Source organism: Paramagnetospirillum caucaseum (assembly GCF_000342045.1).
Lineage (GTDB): Bacteria > Pseudomonadota > Alphaproteobacteria > Rhodospirillales > Magnetospirillaceae > Phaeospirillum > Phaeospirillum caucaseum.
In genome coordinates this window covers 1-3,573 of the sequence record NZ_AONQ01000141.1, presented here as the reverse complement: position 1 = coordinate 3,573, position 3,573 = coordinate 1, and the positions used below count along the sequence as shown (strand labels likewise).

Annotated in this window: 2 protein-coding genes; both read right to left on the bottom strand. The window is 69.2% G+C overall.

Annotated features, from left to right (window positions below):
• Positions 1-314: hypothetical protein (locus H261_RS22560; RefSeq protein ID WP_008622489.1), on the bottom strand; the 314-nt coding region annotated here is incomplete at its 3' end.
• Between the two features lie 43 nt (positions 315-357).
• Positions 358-3,573: indolepyruvate ferredoxin oxidoreductase family protein (locus H261_RS22555; protein ID WP_008622487.1), on the bottom strand; the 3,216-nt coding region annotated here is incomplete at its 5' end.

Genomic DNA, 3,573 nt, shown 5'->3' with positions numbered 1-3,573 from the left:
GGCTGGCCGATCTGGCGCAGCGCCTCGGTCAGTTCCAGCCGGCAGCCGACGTGCTGGCGGTCCATCTCCAGCAGGTCGAGGCAGAAGCGCAGCGCGTCGCGCGGCTTGCCCGCCAGCCGGCAGGTCTCGGCGGCGGCCAGCCGCGCCTCGGAATGGCTGGAATCGAGCTCGATGATGCGGCGATAGGCGTCCAGCGCCGGGTCGATGTCGCCATAGCGGCGGGCAAGGGCGGCCTCTTGCCACAGCGTCTCGATGATCGCCGCATGCTCGGGAAGATCGGCGAATTCCAGATCGAGGTCTTCGATTTCGCTCATGGGGCAAGTCAAACCCGCCCGCCGATGCGAATCAAGGGCAAAGCTACGGAACGGCGAGGCGTCGCAGCATCTCGGCCATCTCGGCCCGCACCTCGGCGGCGGCCTTCAGCTTGATGGCGCCGAAGCCGCGGATGCGCCGGGGGGCCGCGGCGATCTCCACCGCCAGGGCGTGGCTGTCGGGCGACAGGTGGGCCAGGATGGCCTCGACCGCCGCCTCGAACTCGCCGATCAGCCGGCGTTCCAGCCGGCGCTCCTCGCTGCCGCCGAACGGGTCGAACAGGGTGCCGCGCAGGCCCTTCAACCGGGAAAGGAGCGGCATCAGGCGCAGCGCCCACGGCCCGAAGCGGCGTTTCTCCGCTCCCATGAAGGGCGGGGCCAGATGGATTTCCAGGCGCTTCCAGTCCTCGAACTGCTCCTTCAGCGAGGCGAGGAAGCCGCCATCGGAATACAGCCGCGCCACCTCGTACTCGTCCTTGTAGCTCATCAGCTTGGCCAGGGAGCGGGCCACCGCCTCGGTCAGGTTCTCCGAGCCGGGCAGGACGGCGTTTTCCGCCGCCCTGACCCGGTCCACCAGGGCGCGGTAGCGGGACGCCCAGGCGGCGTTCTGCCAGCCGGTGAGATGGGCCACGCGGCGTTCGATCAGTTCGTCCAGGCTTTCCGACAGGCGCCGGTGGTCGTTGCCGCCCACCGGCGGCGCGGCGATGCGCTCCACCTCCGCCGGGCCGTGGGCGGCGAGGCGGCCCCAGCGGAAGGCCTGGACGTTGAAGTCGACCATGGCGCCGTTCAGTTCCACGGCGCGCAGGATCGAGGCCTCGGCCAGCGGGATGCGGCCCTTCTGCCAGGCATAGCCCACCAGGAACATGTTGGTGGCCAGGGCGTCGCCCAGCAAGGTGGTGGCCAGGCGGGTCGCCTCGATGAATTCGGATTCGCCGCCCACCTGATCGCGGATGGTGTCCTCCATGCCGTGGGCCGGGAAGGCCAGGTCGGGGGCATGGGTGAAGGTGGCCGGCATGGATTCGTGGCGGTTGACCACGGCGAAGGACTTGCCGGGCTTCAGCTTGGCCAGGGTGTCGAAGCCGGCGGCCACCACCATGTCGCAGGCCAGCAGCAGCCGCGCCTGGCCGGCGGCGATGCGCACGGCGTGCAGGCGGGCCGGATCGTCGCAAATGCGCACATGGCTCATCACCGCGCCGTTCTTCTGGGCCAGCCCGGTCTGGTCGAGGGAGGTAACGCCCTTGCCCTCCAGATGGGCGGCCATGCCCAGCACCTCGGCCACCGTCACCACCCCGGTGCCGCCGATGCCGGTGACGATGATGCCGTAGGGTTCGGCGGCGCCGGGCAGGACGGGGACGGGCAGGGCGGCGGTATCGGCGGCGCCCCGGCCCTTCAGCCGGCGGATATGGGCGCCCTTGACCGAGACGAAGCTGGGGCAGAAGCCCTTGACGCAGGAGAAGTCCTTGTTGCACGACGACTGGTCGATGGCGCGTTTGCGGCCCCATTCGGTTTCCACCGGGATCACCGCCACGCAGTTGGACTTGACGCCGCAATCGCCGCAGCCCTCGCAGACCTTCTCGTTGATGAAGATGCGCTCGTCCGGGTCGGGCATCAGGCCGCGCTTTCTCCGGCGGCGCTTCTCGGCGGCGCAGGTCTGGTCGTAGATCAGCACGCTGACGCCGTCCTCCTCGCGCAGAGTCCGCTGCAAGGCATCCAGGCCGTCGCGGTGATGGATGGTGGCGCCGGCGGGGAAGCACCCGGCCGGGTACTTGCCGGGATCGTCGGAGACCACGGCGATGCGTTGGACGCCCTCGGCCCGCACCTGGGCGGCCATGGCGGCCACCGAGAAGCCGGATTCGGCCGGCTGGCCGCCGGTCATGGCCACGGCGTCGTTGTAGAGGATCTTGTAGGTGATGTTGCTCTTGGCCGCCAAGGCGGCGCGGATGGCCAGGGAGCCGGAATGGGTATAGGTGCCGTCGCCCAGGTTCTGGAACATATGCTTGCGGCTGGTGAAGGGGGCCTGGCCGATCCAGGTGGCGCCCTCGCCGCCCATATGGGTGTAGGTCAGGGTCTCGCGGTCCATCCAGGTGGCCATGAAGTGGCAGCCGATGCCGGCCATGGCCTGGCTGCCCTCGGGGATGTTGGTGGAGGTGTTGTGGGGGCAGCCGGCGCAGAAATAGGGGATGCGGGTGAAGCCTTGCGGAATGGCGGCGAGGCGCCGTTCCTTGTCGTCCAGGAAGTCCAGGCGCTCCTTGATCCGAAGCGAGGTGTAGAAGCGGCCGATGCGCGCCGCGATGACGCGGGCGATCATGGCCGGCGTCAGCTCGCCATAGGGCGGCAGGGTCCAGGCGCCGCTCTCGTCGTGCTCGCCGATCACCCGGGGGCGGACGTCTTCCCGCCAGTTGTAGAGCTGGGCCTTGAGCTGTTCCTCGATGACGGCGCGCTTTTCCTCCACCACCAGAATCTCGTCCAGTCCCTCGGCGAAGGCGCGGATGCCGCTGGGTTCCAGCGGCCAACTCATGCCCACCTTGTAGAGGCGGATGCCGATCTCGGCGGCGTGGCGTTCGTCGATCCCCAGATCGGCCAGGGCCTGCATGACGTCCAGGTACGACTTGCCGGTGGTGACGATGCCGAAGCGCGGCGCGGGGGAATCGATGATGGTGCGGTCGATGCGGTTGGCCTTGGCGAAGGCCAGGGCCGCCGGAATGCGGTGCGCCATCAGGCGGTGTTCCTGTTCCAGGAACTTGTCGGGCCAGCGGATGTTGAGGCCGCCGGGCGGCATCTTGAAGTCCTCGGGCGTCACGAACACCTGGCGCCAGGGATCGACCGTCACCGAGGCCGAGCTTTCCACCGTCTCGGAAATGGCCTTCATGCCCACCCACAGGCCGGAGAAGCGCGACAGCGCCCAGCCGAACAGGCCGAAATCCAGCACTTCCTGCACGCCCGCCGGATTGAGCACCGGCATCTGGGCGGCCATGAAGACGTGCTCGCTCTGATGCGCCAGCGTCGAGGACTTGGCGCCGTGGTCGTCGCCGGCCAGCACCAGCACGCCGCCATGGGCGGCGGCACCGGCGGAATTGGCGTGCTTGAATACGTCGACGCTGCGGTCCAGCCCCGGCCCCTTGCCGTACCACATGGCGAAGACGCCGTCATGGGTGGGGCCGTTGAACAGGCCGATCTGCTGGGTGCCCCAGATGGCGGTGGCGGCCAGATCCTCGTTGAGGCCGGGCTGGAAGCGGATGGCGTGGCGCTGGAGATGGGGGGC